21 protein-coding genes and 1 pseudogene are annotated in these 24,515 nt (G+C 50.6%); 20 read left to right on the top strand and 2 right to left on the bottom strand.

Translation table 11 applies throughout. The features are described from left to right. Positions 1–30 precede the first annotated feature (30 nt). From pstC to pstB, 4 genes are all read left to right on the top strand, one after another. A complete protein-coding gene (pstC, locus tag FCL47_RS19520) occupies positions 31–1,416 on the top strand; it encodes a phosphate ABC transporter permease subunit PstC (protein ID WP_136815399.1) in 1,386 nt (461 codons plus the stop codon). 53 nt (positions 1,417–1,469) lie between these two features. After that, positions 1,470–2,744 carry a phosphate ABC transporter permease PstA gene (pstA, locus tag FCL47_RS19515; protein ID WP_136815398.1) on the top strand — a complete coding sequence of 425 codons (1,275 nt, stop codon included), beginning with the start codon at positions 1,470–1,472 and terminating at the stop codon, positions 2,742–2,744. An 85-nt stretch (positions 2,745–2,829) separates the two neighbouring features. Next, on the top strand, positions 2,830–3,873 hold the full coding sequence (locus tag FCL47_RS19510) for a substrate-binding domain-containing protein (RefSeq protein WP_136815397.1): 1,044 nt from the start codon (positions 2,830–2,832) through the stop codon (positions 3,871–3,873). Between the two features lie 104 nt (positions 3,874–3,977). Continuing rightward, positions 3,978–4,868 (top strand): phosphate ABC transporter ATP-binding protein PstB, encoded by an 891-nt coding sequence (pstB, locus tag FCL47_RS19505; protein ID WP_136815396.1) that lies wholly within the window; start codon positions 3,978–3,980, stop codon positions 4,866–4,868. A 59-nt stretch (positions 4,869–4,927) separates the two neighbouring features. Here the strand turns inward: pstB and FCL47_RS19500 are convergent, their stop codons facing one another. After that, positions 4,928–5,725 carry a lipase family protein gene (locus tag FCL47_RS19500; RefSeq protein ID WP_136815395.1) on the bottom strand — a complete coding sequence of 266 codons (798 nt, stop codon included), beginning with the start codon at positions 5,723–5,725 and terminating at the stop codon, positions 4,928–4,930. A gap of 326 nt (positions 5,726–6,051) precedes the next feature. On the opposite strand from FCL47_RS19500, the gene FCL47_RS19495 reads away from it, so the two are divergent. The 16 genes and pseudogenes from FCL47_RS19495 to FCL47_RS19425 all read left to right on the top strand — a co-directional run bounded on the left by FCL47_RS19495 (position 6,052) and on the right by FCL47_RS19425 (position 23,230). Next, complete coding sequence (locus FCL47_RS19495) at positions 6,052–8,328, top strand: hypothetical protein (protein WP_136815394.1); 2,277 nt, start codon at positions 6,052–6,054, stop codon at positions 8,326–8,328. An 11-nt stretch (positions 8,329–8,339) separates the two neighbouring features. Next, positions 8,340–9,365, top strand: a complete 1,026-nt coding sequence (locus FCL47_RS19490; RefSeq protein WP_136815393.1) for a phosphatidylserine decarboxylase — start codon at positions 8,340–8,342, stop codon at positions 9,363–9,365. 15 nt (positions 9,366–9,380) lie between these two features. Further along, complete coding sequence (locus FCL47_RS19485) at positions 9,381–10,430, top strand: prolipoprotein diacylglyceryl transferase family protein (RefSeq protein ID WP_136815392.1); 1,050 nt, start codon at positions 9,381–9,383, stop codon at positions 10,428–10,430. Between the two features lie 155 nt (positions 10,431–10,585). Continuing rightward, complete coding sequence (locus tag FCL47_RS19480) at positions 10,586–11,683, top strand: PAS domain-containing sensor histidine kinase (RefSeq protein ID WP_136815391.1); 1,098 nt, start codon at positions 10,586–10,588, stop codon at positions 11,681–11,683. A 1-nt stretch (position 11,684) separates the two neighbouring features. Further along, positions 11,685–13,493 carry a sigma 54-interacting transcriptional regulator gene (locus FCL47_RS19475; RefSeq protein WP_136815390.1) on the top strand — a complete coding sequence of 603 codons (1,809 nt, stop codon included), beginning with the start codon at positions 11,685–11,687 and terminating at the stop codon, positions 13,491–13,493. A gap of 283 nt (positions 13,494–13,776) precedes the next feature. After that, positions 13,777–13,983: a hypothetical protein gene (locus FCL47_RS19470; protein WP_136815389.1), complete on the top strand. Its 207-nt coding sequence runs from the start codon at positions 13,777–13,779 to the stop codon at positions 13,981–13,983. A gap of 31 nt (positions 13,984–14,014) precedes the next feature. Continuing rightward, positions 14,015–14,227, top strand: coding sequence for a hypothetical protein (locus FCL47_RS19465; protein ID WP_136815388.1), 213 nt, complete (start codon positions 14,015–14,017; stop codon positions 14,225–14,227). 57 nt (positions 14,228–14,284) lie between these two features. Beyond that, positions 14,285–14,512 carry a hypothetical protein gene (locus tag FCL47_RS19460; protein ID WP_136815387.1) on the top strand — a complete coding sequence of 76 codons (228 nt, stop codon included), beginning with the start codon at positions 14,285–14,287 and terminating at the stop codon, positions 14,510–14,512. A 143-nt stretch (positions 14,513–14,655) separates the two neighbouring features. Continuing rightward, positions 14,656–16,527, top strand: coding sequence for an ATP-dependent zinc metalloprotease FtsH (ftsH, locus tag FCL47_RS19455; RefSeq protein WP_136815386.1), 1,872 nt, complete (start codon positions 14,656–14,658; stop codon positions 16,525–16,527). A gap of 3 nt (positions 16,528–16,530) precedes the next feature. Next, positions 16,531–17,436 carry a hypothetical protein gene (locus tag FCL47_RS19450; protein ID WP_136815385.1) on the top strand — a complete coding sequence of 302 codons (906 nt, stop codon included), beginning with the start codon at positions 16,531–16,533 and terminating at the stop codon, positions 17,434–17,436. Between the two features lie 105 nt (positions 17,437–17,541). Then, a complete protein-coding gene (locus FCL47_RS19445; RefSeq protein WP_167496578.1) occupies positions 17,542–18,240 on the top strand; it encodes a c(7)-type cytochrome triheme domain-containing protein in 699 nt (232 codons plus the stop codon). Between the two features lie 91 nt (positions 18,241–18,331). Then, a complete protein-coding gene (nrfD, locus tag FCL47_RS19440) occupies positions 18,332–19,639 on the top strand; it encodes an NrfD/PsrC family molybdoenzyme membrane anchor subunit (RefSeq protein WP_136815383.1) in 1,308 nt (435 codons plus the stop codon). Positions 19,640–19,771: 132 nt separating this feature from the next. Further along, entirely contained in the window at positions 19,772–20,596 is an 825-nt protein-coding gene (locus FCL47_RS19435) for a 4Fe-4S dicluster domain-containing protein (RefSeq protein WP_136815382.1), read from the top strand. Between the two features lie 190 nt (positions 20,597–20,786). Then, positions 20,787–21,287 (top strand): annotated as a pseudogene (locus FCL47_RS25735) (hypothetical protein); the annotation flags it as partial. Positions 21,288–21,302: 15 nt separating this feature from the next. Then, positions 21,303–22,241, top strand: a complete 939-nt coding sequence (locus FCL47_RS19430) for a PP2C family protein-serine/threonine phosphatase (protein WP_370459583.1) — start codon at positions 21,303–21,305, stop codon at positions 22,239–22,241. A gap of 254 nt (positions 22,242–22,495) precedes the next feature. Then, complete coding sequence (locus FCL47_RS19425; RefSeq protein ID WP_136815380.1) at positions 22,496–23,230, top strand: queuosine precursor transporter; 735 nt, start codon at positions 22,496–22,498, stop codon at positions 23,228–23,230. A 108-nt stretch (positions 23,231–23,338) separates the two neighbouring features. Here FCL47_RS19425 and nrfD (FCL47_RS19420) read toward each other — a convergent pair whose 3' ends face one another. Continuing rightward, positions 23,339–24,511 (bottom strand): NrfD/PsrC family molybdoenzyme membrane anchor subunit, encoded by a 1,173-nt coding sequence (gene nrfD, locus FCL47_RS19420; protein WP_136815379.1) that lies wholly within the window; start codon positions 24,509–24,511, stop codon positions 23,339–23,341. Positions 24,512–24,515 lie beyond the last annotated feature (4 nt).

Below are 24,515 nucleotides of genomic sequence, written 5' to 3'. Positions count from 1 at the left end.
ACTGCCCCTTCAACCCGGTGTAAACTGATTATGTATACGTATCTCCTCCTCTGCATTCTGCTCATTACAACGGGTGCCTATTTTGGGGGAAAAGCCCGCGCCAAGACTATCGCCGAGGCATCGGGAGGCATGCGGACACTCCACTCCCTGCCCAGTCATTATGGCATGTTGACCGCATTGAGTTATGCAATCCCAGCACTGCTGGTCTTCGCATTGTGGCGGATTTTTGAGGGCACGATCGTCACCTCCCTGGTCACCAAAAGCCTACCGATTGAACTCCAGCAGCTGTCACCCAACCGGTTGAGTCTCGTGTTAAACGAGGTTAGAAATATTGTATTCAGCGGCTTTGCTTCCCACAACGCCGATCCAGCGATCCAGGCCGCCGCCGATCTCTATCTCTCAACCATGAACTGGCTTAAAAATGCAGTTGCCGTCAGCACCCTGCTCGGCGGTCTTATCCCCGGCGCCATTGCCTACCGAAGCATCAGAAAAGAACTTCGCGCCCGCAACCTGGTCGAGGGAATTGGCAAAGTCATTCTCATCGGCTGTTCCGCAGTCGCCATTTTCACCACTCTCGGAATCGTCTTTTCGGTACTGTTCGAATCGCTGCGCTTTTTTCATGCCATTCCTTTTTTTGACTTTCTCTTTGGCCTGCAATGGAGTCCACAAACCGCAATGCGGGTCGACCAGGCTGGTTCATCCGGCGCGTTCGGGGCGGTGCCGGTATTTGCCGGAACCATCCTCATTGCCTTAATCGCCATGCTCGTGGCGATTCCGGTTGGCCTGCTTGCCGCGATTTATCTCTCAGAATACGCCGGTTCCCGAATGCGCACCTGGGCCAAACCAATGCTTGAGATTCTTGCCGGCATACCAACCGTCGTCTACGGATTTTTTGCGGCCTTGACGGTGGCCCCGCTGATCAGGGACATCGGTCAGGCCATAGGCCTGCAGGTTGCTTCAGAAAGCGCCCTGGCGGCAGGGCTGGTTATGGGTATCATGATCATCCCTTTTGTCTCCTCGCTGTCCGATGACGTGATCCATGCCGTCCCCCAGGCTATGCGGGACGGATCTTTTGCCCTCGGAGCCACCCGCTTTGAAACTATCAGGCTGGTCATCATCCCGGCCGCCCTGCCCGGCATCGTCGGCAGCATCCTGCTGGCCGTATCCAGGGCCATTGGCGAGACCATGATCGTCGTCATGGCCGCAGGTTTGTCAGCCGACCTCACCTTTAATCCGTTGAAGGCGGTGACGACGGTCACGGTGCAGATCGTTACCCTGCTGGTCGGCGATCAGGAATTTGACAGCCCGAAAACCCTGGCCGCCTTTGCCCTCGGCCTTTTACTCTTTGTCTTCACTCTTTTCCTCAATTTCATCGCGCTAAGGGTCGTCAGAAAATATCGCGAGCAATACGAATAGCATAAACCAAGACGTATATTCGCCTATAACCATACATTTATATGCATACAACCATGGAAACTCCTGCAACGACCACTAATCTGCTCCACCCCAGCAAAAGACTCAGACAACGATACCGCGCGGAAAGATGGTTTAAGCGCCTCGGACTCTTGGCCATTGTTCTGTCCCTGGCCTTCATTGCATTTTTATTTTTCAGCATCTTCTCGGATGGATACACCGCTTTTAAACAGAGTTATATCGCGTTGGATGTCAATTTTGCCGCTGAAGAATTTACCCAGGCAAAACTTGCCCATGCAAATTTTCCCGGCCTGGTAAAAAAAGCAATGCACAGCATGTTCCCTGAGGTCGACTCCAGGCGGGGCAAGAAGGAGCTCGAAAGCCTGGTCAGCCCTTCTGCGGCATATAAACTGCAGGATATGGTCGAAGAAGACCCGAAAATCATTGGCACGACCCAAAAGGTATGGGTGTTGGCAGGTGATGACGTCGACATGCTGCTGAAAGGCAAAATTGACCGAAAAGAGAAGCAGAGCAACAGGAGGCTCAAAGACAATCAGCTGGCCTGGATAGACCGACTTATCAGCGATAAAAAACTGGAGCAGAAATTCAACTGGAACTTTTTCACCGCCGGTGATTCACGGGAGCCGGAACTGGCCGGAATCTGGGGAGCAGTCAAGGGATCATTTCTTACCCTGCTCATTACCCTGACACTCTCCTTTCCAATTGGCGTTGCTTCGGCCGTCTACCTCGAGGAATTTGCCCCGGAAAACAAGTGGACGGATCTCATCGAAATCAATATCAACAATCTCGCCGCGGTGCCCTCGATTATCTTCGGACTGCTGGGGCTGGCGATTTTTATCAATTTCTGGGGCCTGCCCCGCTCAACTCCCATTGTCGGCGGTCTGGTGCTCAGCCTGATGACCCTGCCAACCATCATTATTGCCGGGCGGGCCTCTCTTAAATCGGTGCCGCCTTCCATAAGAGAAGCAGCCCTCGGCGTAGGGGCCTCGAAAATGCAGACGGTCATCCATCATGTTTTGCCGCTGGCCATGCCGGGAATGTTGACGGGGACCATAATCGGCATGGCCCAGGCTCTGGGAGAAACAGCACCACTGCTGATGATCGGCATGGTTGCTTTTATTGTCGACATTCCCGGCAGCATCACCGATCCCGCGGCAGTACTGCCGGTGCAGATCTACCTCTGGGCCGACAGCCCGGAGCGTGCCTTTACCGAGAAAACATCGGCGGCAATTATGATCCTGCTCACATTTCTTGTCTTCATGAACAGCCTGGCTGTCTACCTGCGTAAGAAATTTGAAACCAAATGGTAACACAACCCTAATATTCAATGGGTACTTTGGTATCCGTTCCACTGATACTCAATTGCAACACATAACTTAACTAGGAGAGAAAAGAATGAAAGTGACAAGTATTCTGGCAGCCGGTGCACTAACCCTCGCAATAACCGCCCCGGCAATGGCCGCCCGTGACTATATTTCCATAGTCGGCTCATCCACCGTGTATCCTTTTGCCACTGTCGTTGCCGAACAGTTTGGTAAAACGACCGGTTCCAAAACCCCTAAGATTGAGTCAACCGGATCGGGTGGCGGGTTTAAGCTTTTTTGTGGCGGTGTTGGCGTCAACTTTCCGGATATCACCAATGCCTCGAGAGCAATAAAACCATCTGAGATGAAGACCTGTGCCGAAAACGGCGTCAAGGATATCATCGAAGTAAAAATCGGTTATGACGGCATCGTGCTGGCTAATGCCAAGTCGGCCGCCCCACTGCAGCTTACCCGTAAAGACATCTTCCTGGCACTTGCCAAAGATGTTCCCGATCCGGCCAATCCCGAGAAGATAATCGCCAATCCCTACAAGACCTGGAAAGAGGTGAACAGCTCCTTACCAGCGACAAAAATTGAAGTTCTCGGTCCACCCCCTACTTCCGGAACCCGTGATGCCTTTGTTGAACTGGTCATGGATGCCGGCTGCGAAACTTTTCCTTCTATCAAGGCGATGAAAAAGAGTGATGAAAAGGCCTTCAAGGCGGTCTGCCAGACCGTCAGAGAGGACGGTGGATACGTCGAAGCCGGAGAAAATGACAATCTGATTGTCCAGAAACTCCAGGCCAATCCCGACGCTGTCGGTATTTTTGGTTTTTCCTTTCTGGACCAGAACACCGATGTCATCCAGGGGTCTATCATCGAAGGCGAAAAGCCTACCTTTGAGGAAATCGCCAAAGGCACCTATCCCGTTTCCCGCCCGCTCTTTTTCTACGTCAAGAAAGCACACGTTGACGTTATCCCGGGCATGAAAGGATATCTTGCCGAATTCGCCAGTGAAAAAGCCTGGGGCCAGGACGGATACCTGGCCGACAAGGGCATGATCCCTATGCCGCAGGACGAGAGGAAGAAGTACGGCGAAGTAATCTCCTCCCTCAAGACTATGGAAATGAAGTAATCCCACAGTAGCACAGAAGAAACAGGCAGGGCTGCCCCTATTGATCTGAGGATCAGCCCTGTTGCCGTTATCGGCAGCTACTGCAACAGAACATGGAATACATAATGGAACTCACCTCAAATCAGACACACCCGGCCTTTCCGACCTTGTTGAGCGGTGCTGTACATCAGGAATCCGAACAGACCCGCAGCCAGGCCTATACAACCGGCAGAAAGACCGTTGGCACTCCTTTCGTCGATAAGCCGCGCATGACCTGCAGGGATGTGGAGGTTTATTATGGCGAGAAATGTGCCATTAATAAAATCAGTATCGATGTCGGGTGCAACGAAGTGCTGGCGATGATTGGACCATCCGGCTGCGGCAAATCGACTTTTCTGCGCTGCCTGAACCGGATGAACGATACCGTCCCCTCCTGTCGGGTTGTCGGGAGCATCTGTCTTGATGAAACGGATATTTATCACCCGTCGGTCGATGTTGTGCCGCTGCGGGCCCAGGTCGGCATGGTCTTTCAGAAGCCAAACCCATTCCCTAAATCCATCTACGACAACGTCGCCTATGGCCCGCGGATTCACGGCTTGACGAAAAACAAGGTTGAGCTTGACGAAATCGTCGAAACATCGCTCATCAAAGCCGGGTTATGGGAGGAAGTCAAAGACCGGTTGCTGGAACCGGGGACCGGCCTGTCCGGCGGACAGCAACAGCGCCTGTGCATTGCCAGGGCCATCGCTGTTTCTCCCGAGGTGATTCTCATGGACGAACCGTGTTCCGCTTTAGACCCGATTGCTACGGCAAGAGTGGAGGAACTGATTGCCGAACTGCGCACCCAGTTTTCCATTGTCATCGTTACCCACGCAATGCAGCAGGCGGCCAGGGTGTCCCAGCGCACCGCCTATTTCCACCTGGGCGATCTCATCGAAGTAGGTGCCACGGATAAGATTTTCACCAATCCAAAGCACCGGTTGACGGAGGATTATATCACCGGCCGATTTGGCTGATAATGCAGCAAATAATCATCCGGGGGTAGGGGTTGCTCCCCGCCCATTGTAACCACAACTTACAGCTGAACAGTATAGTTCGACGGGGAGTGATCGGCCAGAAATCCGGGAGCTTCAAACCAGCAGCGCTGCATATCCGCACTCTTTGTGCTGGCCAGACAGTGCGGTTCACCCGCATGTATGACGCCGGGAATCGGGGGAACACAGGCAACAATGTCCCTCGGGTTAACCACCCGGTATATCGCTATATGTTGTACTGCACTGACGAATTCCCTATTGCCCATTCTCGGCGAGCCGAAGGTGTAGACGGCGGCAGGTTTTTTCAGTGATGCCGCAAGGACGGCCAGTGCTCCCCCCAGACTATGGCCAGTATAGAAGAGTGGTCCGGACAGGTTTCTGAGCTGTTGTTCTATAGCACCCCACGCTTCCATCAGCAGCATCTTGAACCCTCTATGCACGCTGCCACCCGAAGGCCAGGGCGAAAGCACCGAGGCCAAATTGAAGACCCAGTTGGCCACTTTTCCCTGCGTCCCTCTAAAAACCAAGACTGAAAAACTATTTTCGTAACAGGGCAAGGTGCTGATAATGGCACATTGGACATGCTCCCCGTTATAGAACCACTGTTCCTGCAGACCTATTTTATGCAGGAAACCGTTTCTGATATCAGTCTGGTGTTCGAGCTCACCCGCATTGTCACCCTTTACATACATCAGTCGGGAAATCTCAGACAGCCACCAGGCATTCGCCCGGCTGAACTCTGGCGTATCTATCGCAAATGCGTGCAGATCGGCAGCCTGGAAAAAGTCTTTCGCATCACCAGGACTGAACACCTCTTTCCATGCGTAACTGTAAGTCATTATATACTCTGAACAATTTTCGAATTGAACATCTACCGCAAGCAGCCCATTCTGTGGAACAACTAAACCAGCCTGACTGCCGTGTCAAGAGTATATTAGAAACAGATTAGCTCTCGGTACTTCTCATGAGGTGGTCAAAAACAATCCACCTTTTAATCTATTGTGTTGGGCGAGGAAAAAAGCAGATACGTGTTTAACCGATTGCTCATGTTATTTTAGCATTGAGCTAATATACCCGGGATATCATGCTCAACATGAATATAAAAAAATATCCCAGTACCAATAGTTCCGATGCGGCAACGAACTTCCGCCTCTTGCAGAGTTCGATGACTAACAATGCATTCCTGCCTTTCGCCGGAGAGGATACCAGCGTCGGCATGGAATATGAACTGCAGGTGGCGGTAGAGGGCAGCCATCGCGATGTCGACCTTGCGGCCTCGATTCGCAGCTCCGGCTATTTCAAAAACATCGTCAAACGTACGGCTCGGGGCGATTTACCGCACAAATGCCTCAATTCGCTCAAAGAGTTCCTGTACCAAAATGAGTCCGATGTCTGGGAAAACAGTTGGGTCAGCTTTCCGGAATCCCGGCTGACCCAATGGACCAGAAAGATACTCGCCCGGGATTTTCTCGCCGACAAGAGCATTCTGCGGTCCAAACAGCGCAGCGATGTACAGAGATTTCGCTGCATTCACAAGGGAATTGCCCACCTCCGACTGCCGATCAGCTACCTGCTCAAGCTGTCTCTGGCTAATGCCATCAGTATCGACGACACCCTTTCCCCGGTCCTGTTTGCAACCGGCAAAAATCTCCTGGACAATTTTCTGAGCGACAACACTTCCCCGGAAATCCTCAGTTTCAACATACCAACCGCGGCCAGGGGCAGAATTGGCGATCTCGCGGCAAAGGAAACAGCCAGAACCCTGCTCTTCAGTCAACTGCTCATCCAGTATGCCAACAAAACCTTCGGTCTGGAGGAATCAGGCCAGAAATGCCTGCTCTACTGTGCCCCCCATGCCCCATCAAGACAAAAAAAATTGAACGATGTGGTACCGGATGGTTTTTACCGGCATCTTTTCATGAGTCCGTGCCTGTCCGGATGGAATAAAGGGGAAGAAAAACACCGTTACATGGAGATCTGCCACAAAACCCTGTCGCGCAGCCAGTTGAACACCATTGCCAAACTCAAAGATGCCGGCATAATCACCAACAATCTCATCGTCCTGCCGAACACGTCGAACACCTGCCTGGCCAATAACGGCACCCATGTATCGCTTGGCAGCAAATACCTCACCTCCCTGGCCGCCGATCGTGACTCGACATTTACTCCCGGAGTGGAAAAATATTTTGGCGATCTGGTCATCAAGGTTGTCGAACACTTTCTGCCGTTATTCGTCAACACCTACAGTGCCTCCCCGTATCGGATCGATTTTGCCGACTTCCATCCGGAGAAAGTACTCGGTTTCCTCCCCCACGAACTTGATTACACCCACCTGCGTATGATCTGGCGGAGATGGAAGAAAAAAGCCGACATCAGTTTTTTAGGCAGAACCATAACGCCTTTCGGTCCTCGATGGCTGGACCGGACGCTGGCCGATGTGCTCCGTCTCCGTGGCGATCTGGTCCCTGACTTTCGTCTTATAGACTATCTGGTCACCCTGCTGTCTACCGAAACCTGTCCCGGCCTGAACGGGGTCCCCGGCAATCATGAACGATTAAAAGAGGCACTGTCGGAGATGGGCGTGTTCGACCCCCGAATGTCCATGTACCTGCTCTATCGGCAGCGTCTTTTCGGCACGTCCGGCTACTCGGGATTTGAGGGCAGGAGCTACTCCCTGTTCCATAGTTTCCACGAAGATATGGCCGAAGCAGTGGACATGCAGAATCTGGTGACCGCGCTGGCCTGGCGATACATTCAGGCAGGAAAAATTCAGCATCATGATATTCCGGATCAACCGTCGACTGAAAGCGAACGTCGGCAGATCTTTTTTGCCGGCGCCGTCGGTCTCCCTACCTTTTATGTCCGTACCGACACCGGCAACAGACTGCTTCGCAAGATTCTCAGCCATGTACAATCCCAACGCAACAGTCGGCGCTATAGCGGCTATGTCAGGGTAAAACTCGACGATTACAAGCTGGCCCTCCTGCAGATCCTGGAAAGCGACGGTGGTGATCTCGTCGAACAGCTGGGCCTTGGGCAGCGCATACAATCGCTGCGTACACGATTGACCGATGCGACCGCCTCGACCTACGGTAAAATTATCCGGGCCGTACAGGATGAACTGCCGAAAAAACGAAGCCCGATGCATTGCAGCGCCGAGGACTTCAATACAGCCACAGAACGTTACTACCGCACCGGGCTCAAGCAGGCACATCTCACCGAATCCATACAGGTATGCATTGACGACTGCAAACGCCTGGAGAAGCTGGGAGACCCGCATTACCGACAGATCGTGTCGAGCATTGCGCCGAATCTCTCCGGCGCCGATTTTGTAAGCGGCCAGCAAGATTCCATCATTGCCGAAACCGCCGGGCCGGAAACCCTGCTGCACATGCTCCGGATCGGTCTGGCTATTATCAATCATGAACGAAACAGCAACTGAAATAAAAAGCCATGAATTTATCAACCGTTCCCCATCAGTATATTGATAGAGACTCGCTGGAGGTTATTACCGAAAAACCAATCGGCGATCGTAGCATCCAGTTCCTTTACAACACCCTGAGGGAAAGCGCGCCCACCATGTTCAAAGCCCTTACCTCCGGCAGAATGTCCAGTTTGCTAGGCTTTCTCCATTATGACATGCCCGACAAAAAACGACAGGATGGCCGGGACGTGTTCAACCGATTTGGCGCAGACTGGCAGGAATGTGTCAATCCACTTTCATTCTATGACTCGCATCGCAAATTCTTCGAGCGGCAGATCAGGTACTGGGAGACGCGGCCAATGAACCGTGCCCCGGCAACCATTGTCTCCCCTGCCGACGCGAGGGTGCTGATCGGCAGTTTTACCGAGTCGTCGTCGCTTTTTATCAAGGATAAATTTTTTGATCTCGGGGAATTGCTCGCCCCGGACAGTTGCTGGCACCAACGTTTCCGAGGCGGCGATTTTGCCGTTTTCCGGCTCACCCCGGATAAATACCACTACAACCATGTACCGGTAAACGGCCGGGTGGTGGCCATTTATCATGTCGATGGCCGCTATCATTCCTGCAACCCATCGGCGCTTATCGCGACAGCTTCCCTCTATTCAAAAAACAGAAGAATAGTGACCATAATCGATACGGATGTCCCCGGAGGAACGGCCATCGGGCTGGTGGCGATGGTCGAAATTGTCGCCTTGATGATCGGCGATATCGTTCAATGCTACAGCGAAGAACATTATAAGAATCCCCAGAATATCCGTCCCGGACAATTCATTAAACGGGGTTGTCCTAAATCTCTTTTCCGACCGGGGAGCTCGACCGACGTCCTTATTTTCGAACCGGGAAAGATACATTTTGCCGACGATCTGATCAAAAATTCACGACGAAACGATGTCCTCAGCAGGTTTACCAACAGGTACAACAGGCCGCTGGTTGAAACCGATATCGCTGTCCGCTCACCAATCGCGGAGCCATTCCGCGGCAACCCACATTTTTAAAAAAGGAGAATATGTATGAATGATCTGCTTTTTCTATGCGGTCTAGGTTTTGTTCTGGCGCATCTGCTCGGTTGGGGATTCAAACACCTGCCCGGGGAGCGGTGGCAGATGCTGGCGGTAGTGCCGATGAGAAAGGCAGAGGATGAGCAATGGCAGGGATCAAATTTAACCTACTACGGTTTTTTTATCGCAACCAGTCAACTGCTCGCCCTGATTTTGCTGCTTGTCCTGCTCGGGGCGATGGGTCTGTCGATTGGCGGGACCATCCTGGCAATCAGCTTGGTTCTGGCATGCTGTGTGCCTTCGGCCAGACTGATTGCCATCCTGGTCGAGAAAAAAAGGCACACTTTCACTATCGGCGGGGCTTCTTTTGTCGGTATCGTCCTCGCCCCCTGGGCCATTCAGCTGAGCAACATGCTTCTTGCCGCGCACAACTCTCCGCTGCCGCTCATCCCGGTCCTGGCCGCAATGTCCATCGCCTATACCCTGGGCGAAGGCCTCGGCAGACTCGGATGTATCAGCTATGGCTGCTGTTACGGCAAACCGGTCAAGGATTGCCATAAAGTACTGCAATGGCTCTTTGCCCGGCTCAATTTTATATTTTACGGATCGACCAAGAAAGTAGTCTACGAAGGCCAGCTGGCCGGCGAGAAACTGGTACCGATTCAGGCAGTTACCTGTGTGTTGTATACCCTCGGGGCACTTATCGGCGGTTATCTCTTTTTGGTCGGGCTGTTTACTCCGGCTCTCATTTTTACCATTGTCCTGACCCAGCTCTGGCGAATTCTCTCCGAAACGCTTCGGGCCGATTTCCGCGGCTTCGGCAATGTTTCCGCCTACCAGAAAATGGGTCTGCTCGGTGTCCTGTATATCCTCGGCGTCCTCTCATTCCTCCAGGCTGCGCCACATGCCAACCCGGAAATTCTTGACGGTTTACGCGGGTTATGGCAACCGTCGATTATCCTCGGCCTGCAGCTGCTGTGGATGGTCTTCTTCATCATCTTCGGTCGCAGCACGGTCACCACCGCTACTATCTCTTTTGATTTGATCAGAAAGCATATTTAGGCACAGCAGCCGCCACCCAATGAAGTACCCCCGGCTGACTCCTCTGATTGCTTTGTCCGACGCCATCAAGGTTGCAAATCCATGCAGATCCCATTACAGTGACAGGGGTGTTTAAAGAAGACATAGTATAACCATCCATTTCTACCCAGAATCATATGCCACCGCCTATGCTTTGCCTCACCGGTGTAGAGAACGAGCTTTTTCAGGCTATCCAGGACCCCGTTCTGGTTGTCACACCTGACGGCATTATTATTGATGCAAACAAGGCTGCCCTGCATGCGGCCAAAAAAAAATCCTATGAAATTCTTGGCCAGGGGATCTGCAAAATTATTCATGGCGGGAGCTCGCCGCATCTTAAATGCCCACTTGAGGATTTTCTCACGACCTGTTCATCACGGGTTGAGGAAACGACGCTTCCCGGCTTTGGTGGCGAGTATCTTCTGACAATATCCCCCGTCAAGGACAAGGATGGCACCGTTCAGAAAATCCTGCTGATCGCGCGGGAACTCACCGGCGATGAAATGCGCAAGGCCGACTCACTCAGAACAGCCCAGATGGCCGCGATTGGTGAACTTGCCGCCGGAGTCGCCCACGAGGTCAATAATCCCATCACCGGCATCATTAATTTTGCCCAGCTGCTCCTTGATGACAGTGAAAAGAATTCGCTTCAGGCCGAACTTTTACAGAGGATAGTCAATGAAGGTGAAAGAATTGCCCTGATCACCAAAAACCTCCTCTCCTTTGCCCGGGACAGCGGCAACAGCAATGAACCGATAGACATCATTCAGGTCATCAAAGACAGTATCTCTCTCGTCCAGCATCAGTGTAAAAAAGACGGCATCAAAATAAAGGAACAGTATCCGAAAGGCCCATGTCAGGTGTTGGGCAATTTCACCCAATTACAGCAGGTGATCCTGAATATCATCAGCAATGCCCGGTTTGCCCTCAATGAGAGGTACCCCGACACCTCACCCGACAAGCAAATTGATATCAGCTGCCAGACAATGGTTGATGAAAACAACCAGCCGATTATTCAGATCTGCATTAAAGATACCGGTACCGGTATACCCCAGGGAATCCTCAAAAGGCTGTTTGATCCGTTTTTTACCACCAAACCGTCAGGCAAAGGGACCGGCCTGGGATTGAGCATTAGTTATGGCATCGTCCAGGACCACGGAGGCATAATCAAGGTTGATTCAATTATGCACCAGTATACCAGGATGCTGATTGAACTTCCGCTAACGGGGATCTGACATGGACGACCAGAGTCCCCAGGAAAAGGACAGCCGCATCCTGATAGTCGACGATGAACAGAGTATCCGGCTTACTTTTGAGATGTTTCTTGCCCGTGACGGCTATGGCCCGATCACGACCGCCTCCACCTTCGATGAAGCGCTTGCGGCCATCAAAAAGCAGAAGTTCGATCTTATAATCAGCGACATAGTACTCGAAGAAAAGAAAGGAACCGACCTGCTCCATGCCATCAGGGAATCCGGTATCGAGTGTCCCGTTGTCATGATCACCGGCTTTCCCAATCTTGACAGTGCGGCGGCGGCAGTTCGATACGGGGCATTTGACTATATCTCCAAACCGGTGAACAAGGAGACGCTGCTTAAATTTGTCCGGCAGGCCCTGAAGCACTGGGAACTTGAAAATGAAAAGAAAAAGCTGCAGCAGGAAAACGATAAATTCAAACGCTATCTCGAAACGATTTTCAGTTCGGTGCGGGATGCCATTATTACTATAGATAATGACCTGCAGATAGTCCAACTCAACGAAACGGCCAAGCAATGGCTGCGCTACTCTTCTTCTCTTCGGCAGAAAGATCTGCAATCCTATCAAAGCGAAATGGGCAGGGCCTGTCTCCAGGACGCACAACAGGTCCTGGCCAGCGGCCAGGCTGTTCGGGAACACCAGATTGAGTCGCGAAAGCGCGACGGCAATCTGCGAATTATCAGTCTCAATGCGGCGCCATTGAAAGACGGTTCAGACGAATTCGACGGAGTCGTTATCGTTGCCAGGGATATTACTCTCCCGACACCCGTCATTGATACTGGTTCCAGAAATTATTTCCACGGCTATGTCGGCTCCAGTGCCAGCCTGCATGGCATCTACACCTTAATTGAAAATGTCGGTAAAGTGGATACCGCGGTTCTCGTCACCGGAGAATCGGGCACAGGCAAGGAACTGGCGGCAGAAGCGTTGCATGCCGAAAGTATGCGGCGGGACAGACCGCTTATCAAAGTGGATTGCGCTGCAATTTCCGAGGAATTACTGGAAAGTGAACTTTTCGGCCATAAGAAAGGTTCCTTCACCGGGGCGAGTTCCGATCGTCAGGGAAGGCTTATACTCGCCGACAAAGGAACTCTTTTCCTCGATGAAATCGGCGATATTTCGCCACGTATGCAATTACGCCTGCTTCGCTTCCTGCAGGAAAAAACTTTTACTCCAGTAGGTCAGGACACTCCTGTCGAAGTTGACGTACGGATCATCGCGGCAACCAATGTCGATCTACGGCAGAAAATAAAAGAAGGCAGTTTTCGCGAAGATCTCTATTATCGGCTGAAAGTTGTGGAGGTACAATTACCACCACTGCGCACTATCAAGGATTCCATTCCTATTCTGGCCCATCACTTTCTCTCGCTCTTTCGCGATAAGCTTAAACGTAATATTTACGGCATCTCTGATCAGGCAATGGCAGGACTGGTTCGATATTCCTGGCCGGGCAATGTCCGTGAACTTCGACATGTTATTGAAAGAGCCTGTGTCTTATGCGCGGGTACAACTATTTCTCTTGACCATTTCCCCGAAGAAATTCAACGTCCAGTGCCTTATGACGATGACCCGGCAACCCTTCAGTTGCCAACGCAACCAAGGGCTGCCCTGTTGCCGTTTGTCAGTGAAAAGGATGAAATTATCGAGGCAATCAAACGTGCCCATGGTAATAAAGCAAAGGCGTCCCGTATGCTGGGCATTGACCGTTCCACCCTTTATCGCAAAATACGGCGACTCGGAATTGTTGACGAAACTGCCGCTCCCACCGCCACACCACACAGCAATTAACGACAAATACATGTGTTGCATATGTGCTGCACGAAACACATATGCAACACATGTATTTCAAACGCAACACTATTGCGACACAACACCCCGCCCCGCACTTGTTAGCGCCCAACCAATCCCTTCGCCTGCACTAAGCTAAATATTCACTTAATATCAACACCTTAGCGAACTCCTAGACTTCAGACCATAATTGCCACAAAAGTGGCACGAAACATGCGAATAGGTAGACAAAGAATGAAGCCCTACACAGCGTGCATTCCAGTCACCTAAACAGGAGGAAGCCATGAATAAAGCAACTACATTAACCAAAGAAAAAAGTGCTGCCCAGACTACTGCCAACATTGGCAATGACAAGCTGGCGGTTGGTGCAATCGGGACGGCTTCCCTGCTGATTGGCTGCTGGGCGGTTGTCTGTCTCGTCTCAGGTGTTATCAGCAGCGGCGGTCCGGTCGGACTCGTGTCAAATTTAATTACCGCTATCAGCGGGTAAATTTTATTTCACAATAGCCCGGAGGCCCCCAATGAAATCGATACTCTCTGCAGAAAAAACCCAAAGCAGTGTCCATCAGAAAGTTGATGTTTCCACAGAAATATCCAAGATAGGCATATATACCATTGCTGCTGCTGCAGGCATCATTGGCTGCTGGGCGGTTGTCTGTCTCATCGCCGGCATCATGAACAGCGGTGGGCCATTTCAACTCTTAAGCAATCTCTTTACAGCATTGAGCAATTAATTTTCCGTCTCCCTCAGGTCATCTGAGAAATAAATAGCATACTAAAAGGTGTCTTACATGGAACCAAAAGCAATCGCCAGAGAAAAAACAGCGGCAATCCCAACTGTGCATGAAATTCAACAAACCAGCAGCGAACTGTATAAATTAGGCATGGGTATAACCGGCGCTTTTGCAGTAATAATTGGAATCTGGGGGATTATCTGTCTCTCCAGTGCGGTGATTTCGACCGGTGGTCCCATTGCCCTTATTAAAAGTATGTTCGGTGCGCTCTCTGGAAGTATGTGAATTTTAGGTTTTATAGAGTATTCTAACAACTCACGGCGATTTCACTATTGTCGTGAGTTTTTTTACGTTTCTCACCAAACACACCCGGGTCGCTTTTCAATCAGCTGAACATATGCAGACAGTCTGGAGTCGCAAATAATCAGATGGCCATTTTAGTTCGCAATCTCATACTGTTTTTTATGTTTACCGTACTGCTCGCTCTCAGCTACGGCATCTGGAATATTGAACATAAATTGCGAACGGTTACCTACAGTGAGTTTCGATATTGTCTGGCCAACCATGATATTTCCCAAATTACCTTTATCGGCAACAGGGTTATCGTGCAGCATGTTGATGGAGACCGCTATGAAACCATAGTACCCAATGCCGAAAAACTCATTTCCGAACTGCAGGGAAAAAATATTCAGATTAGTTTTGAAAAAGACAGATCCGACCAGATCTTTCAGGGTGTAGCCCTGGCCTATATCATCCTGCTCGCTCTCACGGTTATAATTTCCTTAAACAGGAAAAAAAAGAGTGAGGAGGATGTTCAAAAATTCGCGTCAGACAAGCTCATCCTGCCTGATGGCGATCGCAAACCGATAACTTTCGATGATGTCGCAGGGTTGCCTGAAGCCCTGGAAGACCTGCAGGAAATTGTCAGTTTTTTAAAAAATCCAAATCAGTACAGCCAGATAGGTGCAGTCAGTCCCAAAGGTATTCTGCTGCAGGGTCCGCCTGGAACCGGCAAGACGCTGCTGGCCAGGGCAATAGCCGGAGAGGCCCAAGTGCCATTCTACAGTTTCAGCGGCTCAGATTTCGTTGAGATGTTTGTCGGCGTCGGCGCCTCCCGGGTCAGAGATATCTTCAGGGAAGCCAAAACCAAGTCACCCTGTATAATTTTTATCGATGAAATAGATGCCGTCGGCGGCAGACGCGCCGGCGGGGAAACAGCCAGTGGTCAGGATGAACGAAGCCAGACGCTCAATGCTCTGCTTGTTGAAATGGATGGCTTCAGCACCTCCGATACCATCGTTGTTCTTGCTGCAACGAACAGGCCCGATATTCTTGATCCGGCTTTACGCCGCCCCGGTCGGTTCGACCGACAGGTTAATATCTTACCGCCAGACACCAAAGGAAGAAAACAGATTCTTGAAGTTCATGGTGCCAAGGTCGCTCTCGCTCCGGATTTTGACATGGGCAGAATTGCCCGGATGGTCCCCGGTTTTACCGGCGCGGAGCTCGCTAATTTAGTTAACGAGGCCGCTCTCATGGCCGCCAGAGATGGCAAGAATATCGTCGAATATGTTGATTTTGAACATGCCCTGGATCGTATCTTAATGGGGGTTGAGCGCAAAGGATTAATCATCTCCGAAGAGGACCGCATGTCGCTGGCCTACCACGAGGCCGGCCACGCTATTATTGCCAAGCTGCTGCCCAACTCAGACCCAATCCATAAAATAACCATAATCCCGCGAGGCCGTGCCCTCGGCCAGACCCAGCAACTCTCGGTGAGCGATCGAAGCAGTTATTCCTACGATTACCTGAGAAGCAGAATCACCATCCTCATGGGCGGAAGAGCCGCCGAAGAGATCGCCTTTCAGCAGAGGACAACAGGAGCCCAGGGCGATATTGTTCAGGCAACGGAGCTTGCGACCAATATGATTTGCAAATGGGGGATGAGCCAGGTTATCGGACCGCAGGCATTGATCCTCGATGATGGCGGTTTTCTCGGCGGTGCCGCAAGACGAATGGAAATGAGCAATAAAACTGCGGAGGCTGTTGATCAGGAGATCAACGATCTGCTTGAAACCTGCAGTGAAGATGCAGTTACCATCCTCAAGGAAAAATATTATCTGTTAAAGCAGCTCGCGGCTATCCTTCTGGACGTTGAAACGCTTGATGAGGAGGATTTTGAAATCATCATGTCGTGTCATTTTACCGATAAAATCCAGGCCGGAATTAAGGAAACCCATCAATGCAAAACCTGTCCCGCAGCCGATAGCTGTCTCCACTCCAAGCGCAAAAAGGATTAGTGCATGCAATCCTTAAAAAAAACGGGCTATATAGCTTTTACCGGGGTGATTGTCCTGCTGATTTTCGTTATAATTCTCGGCATACGGCAATATCAGCTAACGGAAAGTTACAACGCAATCATCATCCAGAGTGAAGAAATGATCTTTCAGTTCGCTACTGTCCGCGAACAGATAACGGCTTCTCTTATCGAAAAAGACTGGGCGAAGACTGTCAGTGCGGCCGACCAGCTCAAAAACCTCAATTCTGCCCTGGCAAGAATTCAGGAAAACAGCCTTATCCCGGGCGAATACCGGCTGGATATGGCAAAAGAGCTTGATCTTTCCGGCCTTGCCATAGCTTCCAAGGAAATTGCATCGAGCAGTGACAAGACGGCCTACAGCCTCAGCCTGCAGAATAAAATGCGTATCCTGGCGGAATACCTGATGCATTTCGACCGGATCATTGTCAGCCAGATGCGGGCCAAGCTTATGCAGTTCCAAACCGTAATGATAGGTGCTCTCGGGGCAGTGATCTGTCTTTTGAGCTTTTCCCTGCTCTTTCTCTATAAAAAGACCATGGTGCCCTTATTCCATCTTGCGGCACAGACTGACGACCCCCATGTGCTTGATAACGGATTCACCTATTCTCAGGACGCCTGTGCCGAAATCGGTCAGGTTGTAGACGCGGTCAATACGCACCTTAAAACCGGCGCAAACCAGCCACCGGTTGTCGATACACAGCAGGTTCGAAACGAGGAGCTGGCAATTATTCTTAATGAAAGTACAAACTTATCAAATGGAATCATTAACTATGCTCAATTGTTGGCCGATTCTTATCGGGAAGTCGGAATAGGCAGGGAAGAAACAAAAATTCTCCAAAATATCATTGACGCCGCTGAGCGTGTAGCGCAACTTAATAAAAAAATTTAATGAGATGCCCCGCTTATTTTGCTAAGCCCGGTGCATTTTTATTTAATTGAGGTCTGACCAAAAACTATGAAAACCTTGCAGATTAATTTCTACCGGAGCACCGCAATGACCCACACCCCTTTACTGAAGAAATGTTTGTTCCTCCTTTCAGCCTTTCTCCTGATCACCGGCAATGCGCTGGCTGACGAGACCTACGATCCTGACACCTATGGTCCTGAAGCGCCTATTGTGTGGGAAAAGCCCGCCAGAGCCACTTTTGACCATAAGATACATACCATGGATGCAGGCCTTGACTGTGCCGCATGCCATGACGATCTGTTCGCCATGGAATCAAAAGAAGAATCGAAACGGGAAACGTTTACCATGGAGGAGATGGCTCAAGGTAAATTCTGCGGCGCCTGTCATAACGGCAACGACGCGTTTGACTCTTCAACCCAGTGTGCCTCCTGCCACTTCCCGCCAACAGAGAAGATCGTTTTCACCCAACCGGTAAAAACGGTGGTCTTCGATCACTCGATTCATACCGGCAAGGCTAAACTTGCCTGTGAGTCCTGCCATAAAAAAGTTTTTACCATGAAACAGGGTGGTATTGAAGCGGTGCAGCCCTTTAAATCGGAGAACCCAGCGGAAAAAAGGCAATATCTGGTGGATCTTCACAAAAAATACTGCGGCACATGCCATGACTCCTCACAGGCTTTTGGCTATCTGACGCGGTGCACCGTCTGTCATATTGGGGTAAAAGGTTTAGAGCAAAAAGCGAACGGCACAGCCGAAAAAGAGACACACGCAAAAAAGAATTCCTGAGAACCGTTAACTGCGAACAGGCTCGTTCTCATAGACAACAAGGGAACGAAGCATAGTATCGGGCAATAAACAAAAATTTAGAGAGGAAAAAATGACCGGCAGAATTGTTAATATTTCAAAAAAATGGGGATTCCATGGGATCACTGCCCTGAAGGAAGCCAGTCCCGGATATAAAATGATAATGGGCTTTTTTCTACTGATGACCCTGGCAGGACTCGCCTTTGGATTGCACGCACTGTACGTGGGATATCACCACGTTTACGGGGTTACCAGAGAGATTTCCTGGGGACTGCTGATTGCCGCATATATCTTCTGTGTCGTTACGTCTACAGGGCTCTGTATCGTCTCATCTGTCGGCCATGTCTTTGGCGGCGAGGCATTTATGCCTATTGCCAAAAGGGCGGTTTTTATGTCGATTGTCTTTATGTTCGGCGGGTTCTGCATCATCTTCTTTGATATTGAGAACCCCTTCAGAATGGCGATCTGGAATGTTTTTTCACCAAACCTCGTTTCCAACATGTGGTGGATGGGTACGCTGTATGGTGCCTACCTGGTCTTCATGATGATTGAGTATTATTTCCTGCTTGACCAGAATCACTCCATGTCGAGATTAATGGGTTTTTTCGGTCTGGTGGTCGGTGTGGCCGCCCATAGTAACCTTGGTGCGGTCTTTGGCATGCTGCACGGCCGCCCCTTCTGGTATGGCCCGTACCTGCCCATATATTTTATTTTTTCCGCGGCAATGTCAGGCGGCTGCGCAATTCTTTTTTTCACCGCGCTTGGCTGGAAAATTAATCCTGAAATAATGAATCAGCGGATGGAGCGGGCAGTAAAAGCCGTGACGCAGCTGACCATTTTCATGATTTCCGTAATAATTTTCTTCACCATCTGGAAAATACTGACGGGCATGGTCTCGGAAGGAAAACAGCTGGTGCTCATGTCCATGCTGACCGGTGATTTTGCCGTCAATTTCTGGGTCTTTGAAGTTTTTCTGGGGATGTTTCTGCCGTTGTATCTCCTGATTCGTTCCAGGGGCAATAATTTCAACCTGATTCTGTGGGCAACAGGTTTGATGCTGATCGGCATCTTTTATATGCGTTATGATATTGTTATTCCGGGCCAGATGGAGTCGGTCTATCACTCCCTCGGGGTAGTCGAGGCGGCGAATCTTCTTACCTACACCCCGACGTTGCACGAGATCATGGCATCACTCTTTGGCATCGGCTTTATCGCGCTTGCCTACTTTGCCGGAGAAAAAGTGCTCAACGGCCATCAGCTCGAAAAACATGAGATTGTTCCTGATGGCGGGTACATCTGCCCGGGTTGTGGCGCCATCCACTTTATGGAAGCCGGCGAAACCGAAGAAGATGCGATGAAACGTCACCATAGAATCTGGTAACTGAACTGAGCCTATCTCGTGTCACACTATCCCCCTTCCCGGCGAAGCAGAAGTGAGCCGGGAAGAGAAAGAAGGCTCAGGACAGATCATTGAACACACCACATTGAACCAACAGGAAAAAGGATACATATCATGAAGTTTCCCAAAATAGGCTTTGATAATTTAAAAAATGAAGGTACCGATTCGGTCACCGTCAAGGAAAGAAGAAAATTCCTGAAGCTTGGTCTCGCTGTCGTCGGGGTATACGCCGGAGGGAAAATACTGTCGCTTACTTCGGTGATCGGCACGGCACACGCAGCCAATGGAGTCGGTTCTATTAAGAAATACCCATATAATCCGCACTACAGCATGGTTATTCGCCAGTCACTGTGTATCGACTGTGAGCTCTGTGTCGAGGCCTGTAATACGACCAACCATGTCCCGGAGGAGAACTACCGAACCCGGATACTCTCTAAAAGATACACCGACACGCTCGACAAACAGGTCGAGTTTATTCCGGTGCTCTGCAACCAGTGCAACAACGCCCCGTGCGTACGCGCCTGCCCGACAAGGGCTACGTATAAAGATCCGGTTACCGGCATTGTCCGTATGGAAAGCAAGAAATGTATCGGCTGCAAAACCTGTATGCTCGCCTGTCCCTACGATGCGAGATATTTCAGTGTTGAAAGGCGGGCGGTTGACAAATGCGATTTCTGCTGGGAAACGCGACTGTCGAAAGGTGAAAAAGAGACCGCCTGCTCATCCGCATGTCCTACCGGCGCGAGAACATTTGGCAACCTCACCGATCCGGAAAATATAGTCTATAAACTGGTGCACCAGATTGAAGAACAGGTCTGGGTCATTCGTCCCGAGGATGACACCAAACCGAATATCTTCTACATGAAAGGCAATATGCTTTCTGTCGACAATATCCTCAACGAGCAGAAATTCAAATACTTCAACCCTAACAAGAGTTGACACTCGCGCAGAACAGGGTATCCTTGCACCACAAAATCAGGAAACCTGGACAACAGCTCCTCCTGCCCGGCAGGAGGAGCTCCCAGAGTTACTTTTTCCGGGCTAAGAAAATATGCGAATCCTTGTCCAGTACACGTTTGCAATTCTCGCGCTGACCTATTACGGTGGACAAGTCTGACCGTTTCTCGCGACGTTATCCCCCGGGCAATTGGGGATCATAATCCTGTCGAGCTTTCTGGCCGTACTTTTCTTCAGGCCTTTACTGCACAGGCGTTACATCACCGCCGCCGGGGAGATGGATCAACCCAGGCGAATATTCATTCTCGAATTGTCACTCTGCTTTGCGGCTGGAATTCTCATAAACATTTATGACTTTTTTATCTACAGAGTCCCCCTTTCCAGTGTCGCTTCCATGTTCATCGGCTGCAGTATTGCCGGCTTTTTTATCGGTCTCGACTCCGCCCTGGCCCAGGAGCAGAAAATAATCCTCAAAACACCGCAGGAAGAGGCTATTTCCCCCCTGCCGAAACGGCTTTTTCCCATTACCCGCAGATTCACCTTCGTTGCAATTACCGCATCTATCTTTGTCTCGCTCGTCCTCATCCTGGTTTTTACGCAAGATATCGATTGGCTGACCCAAACGGCGCAGGACGAAGAATCGATCCGTGCAGCACAACTCTCGGTCACCTCCGAGGTGCTGTTCATCATGGCGGTGCTCATGGTTTTGATTGTCAACCTCATCTTCGCCTACTCCCGCAACCTGAAACTTCTTTTCAACAATCAGACCAGGGTCCTGGAACAAGTCAGCCAGGGAGATCTTTCCACCAAGGTACCCGTTGCAACCCAGGATGAATTCGGCATCATTGCCGGCCATACCAACCATATGATCGACGGGCTGAGACACCGCTTCGAACTGGTCAACTCGCTCAAACTGGCCGAGGAGGTGCAGCAGAACCTCCTCCCCAGCCACAGCCCCGATCTAAACGGTTTTGATATCAGCGGCAGCTCCATCTACTGCGATCAGACAGGAGGCGATTACTATGATTATTTTCAGCTTCCGGATGAAAAGCTGGGCATTGCTGTCGCCGATGCCTGCGGTCACGGTGTCGGGGCGGCGATGCTCATGGTTTCGGTTCGGGCCTTTCTTACCTCGGCAGTTAAAAACTATCAGAATCCGGCGCAGTTACTTTTTGAAGTGAATAGGTACATAGCGCGAGATTGTGAAAAATCCGGCCGATTCACGACCATGTTTTTTCTCGAGATCGCCCCCCGGACAAAAGAACTCCGATGGGTCCGTGCCGGACATGAACCGGCAATGGTGTTTCAGGCACAATCGAAAACGTTTACCCATCTTGATGGACCGGGACTTGTTTTAGGCGTGGACGAGAACTATGTTTTTGCATGTCAAACGGCATCGCCATGCCAGGCAGGTGATATCATTCTCATTGGCACCGATGGCATTAACGAGACCCGCAACAAGGAGGAAAAACTTTTTGGTCATCAGCGGCTCAAGAAAATTATCCTGGCCCACGCACAAGATTCTGCACAAACTCTTCGTGATGCCATAGTGTCGGCAGTGGCGACTTTCAGAGGCGATCTGGCCCAGGAGGACGACATCACCTTAGTCGTCATCAAAGCAGTGTAAATGGTAGAGACGACGACCTGATCCGATCTTCCCCGAGCAGATTGTGCCACGCCATCATTTTTCAAACTTGCACCCTTTTCCCGCATCTGCTATTTTTCCTGACTGCATACGACGGCGGTCTCGGCTACCCGCCTTATCAAAACCGATGTTTACGCAGCATGTCTGGTTCCCATCAAGTTAGCCTCCGCATTGTGCACATCGATCTGTGCATTTCCCGTATGTCCTGTTAAAAACATTGAGGTTGAGGCTCTTGTATGACGACGCTTTCTCTATTCTTGAATTCGCTTTCCAACGAATCTCTCTGGCTCCTGCTGCTGCTGGCGAATTTCTCGGCAATTCTTCTTGCCTACCGATTTTTCGGTCAGCTGGGCCTGTACATCTGGATCCCCATTGCCACCATTCTGGCCAACATCCAGGTCCTGAAAATGGTCGATCTGCTCTCGATTGGCGTAACTCTTGGCAATATCACCTATGCATCGTCTTTTCTGGTAACCGATATTCTGTCCGAGAACTATGGTAAACAGTCGGCAAAAAAGGCGGTATTTATCGGATTTTTCTCCCTTGCAGCCACCGTACTCATCATGCAGATTGCCCTGATGTTTCAGCCTAACGAGTTCGATTTCATCCAGGAAAGTCTGAAAAATATTTTTGCCATTCTGCCGAGGATTGCCCTGGCATCTCTGATCGCCTACGCCATTTCCCAGTTCCATGACGTCTGGGCCTATGACTTATGGAAAAGGCTTTTTCCGGGAATCAGGTTTCTCTGGCTGCGCAATAATGCCAGCACCATAATCAGCCAGTTGCTTGATTCGGTTATTTTTACCTCGATCGCCTTCTGGGGCCTGCTGCCTGAAAGCGAATTTCTCCAGATCCTCGTCACTACCTACGTCCTTAAACTCATTGTCGCCGTCGTTGACACCCCCTTTCTCTATGTGGCCCGGGTTATGTTCAACCGAAAAATAATCAGCGAAGTGCCCGTGGAAGAATGAATCACAAGAGCGACAAGAGTCGGCAATAAAAAACGGCCTGCCCTGAAAAGAAGGGGGAGGCCGTTTTTTTATTGCTCCATACCGCAAGACTTTCGCCGGGATGAATCCTCAATGCGATCCGGCGTGAAAGGTCTCATCAAAAAAACGTTCCCCAATAACAAAGCCAAAGCCGACAACCCCGAGCCCGGCAATCACGAGAAGATATTCGGCAATCGATGGGGTGTAGGACAGATATTGCGGAACGCCGACGTATTCATAGTCAAAGGGGACAATCTCACCGGAGACCACCATGTTAAAGCGGGAAAAGAATTGTCCCACAAGAATCATCAGAGCGGCAGCCGAGAGGACATGTATTGATTTTAGACGAGTTATAACCAGAAGCAGACCAGGCAGAATGAGGCCAATGCCAATTTCAAAAACCCAGAAATTGATGGCCAGAGGGCCTTTCAGCAACGAATCGGCGGCCAGGGCCAACTCCTGGTTACTGACTGAGGCATTGATGAATTTCCACAGCGTTGCCAGGGTGACGAGAAAAGTCATGAGCACCATTATCTTGCCGGCTGTCTGTAAGCCGCGAAAGGTATGCTCATCCATGGGCCGTTTTTGCAGGATATGACTGAAATACGTAAAAATCACGATGGCTGCAGCCCCGGACAGGACGGCACAGGCCAGGAAAAATACCGGCAGTTGCGACCCGTACCAGAACGGCCTGGCCTGCAAAGATGCAAAAACCGCCCCAAGATTACTGTTGGCCAGCGCTTCGGTGATCGCCGCGATAACCCCCAGAAAAATTGCCAGTTTATAACGTTTGGTAAGTATCAGCAGAAGTTCAAGGAACATAACGCCTACGGCCATGCCGTATAATGTTCCCATCCACCAGATATTGGACGTAACATTAGGATATAAAATCACCCCGAGCGGCATCCGCCATGGATTTTCGATTTCCAGGCCGATAACCATGAAAGCACCGAGCAGACTGATGATGGACAGCCACACCATCCTGTTGGCCAGAGGTGCCATCTGATTGCCCCCGAAGGCATGACTAAACGCGGCCAGCACACACAGCCCCGTCGAAATTATCGCAAAATAAGCATAGACACCGATAAGCATGCCCCAGGGCATCTCGCGGGTATTGGCAAAGGCGTGGTGATGACCGACCATCTGTGCATATACCGCCCCCGACACACCGATCAGAATAAAAAAAAGACTCAACCACATCAGTTTGTTCGCCGCAGCCATGTTTGATGGCGCAGATGTTGTGGCAGCACTATTTCCTTTCATTGCT

The sequence above is a fragment of the Desulfopila sp. IMCC35006 genome, from assembly GCF_005116645.1.
In the GTDB taxonomy this organism is placed as follows: Bacteria; Desulfobacterota; Desulfobulbia; order Desulfobulbales; family Desulfocapsaceae; genus Desulforhopalus_A.
Note: the sequence above shows the minus strand (reverse complement) of the source record. Positions and strands in the feature narration are given on the sequence as shown.